We start from the raw sequence: 456 nt of genomic DNA on the forward strand, positions 1-456 counted from the left end.
TTGTCTTAGACAACCCAACCGTGCCCCCTTTTCCCTTTCCTTTCTTTCTTCTCTTTTTTCCTTTCTCTTTTTTTCCTCTTCCTCTCCTATTTTTCTTTTGTTCTCCTCTTCTTCTTCTTCTCCTCCTTTTTCTTTCCCTTCCCTTCCCCCCCTCTCCCTTCTCCTTTTCTCCCTCCTCTCCTCTTCCTTTTCCCCCCTCCCCTCTCTTTTTCTTTTCTCCTCCTCTCCTCCTTCCTTCCTTCCCCTCTCCCCCTCCCCCTCTCTCTTCTCCCCCTTCTTCTTCCATCTTTCCTTCCTTTTTTTCTCTTCCTCTTTTCTTTCTCCCTTCCTCCCTCTTTCTTTTCCTCTCTTCCTCTTCCCTCCCTCTCTTCTTCCTTTCTTCTCCCCGTACTAATCAGTTTGCCTTCATTTCTATCATCTTCCTCCACTTACCCCTTCCGTTTATTTTTTTGCATC

Annotated in this window: 1 protein-coding gene; it reads right to left on the reverse strand. The window is 46.3% G+C overall.

What is annotated here, in order from left to right; genetic code table 11:
- Positions 1-86: 86 nt before the first annotated feature.
- Positions 87-428, reverse strand: a complete 342-nt coding sequence (locus A3773_RS17900) for a hypothetical protein (protein ID WP_156473566.1) — start codon at positions 426-428, stop codon at positions 87-89.
- Positions 429-456 lie beyond the last annotated feature (28 nt).

Origin of the sequence: Neptuniibacter pectenicola (genome assembly GCF_001597735.1) — a bacterium.
Lineage (GTDB): Bacteria > Pseudomonadota > Gammaproteobacteria > Pseudomonadales > Balneatricaceae > Neptuniibacter > Neptuniibacter pectenicola.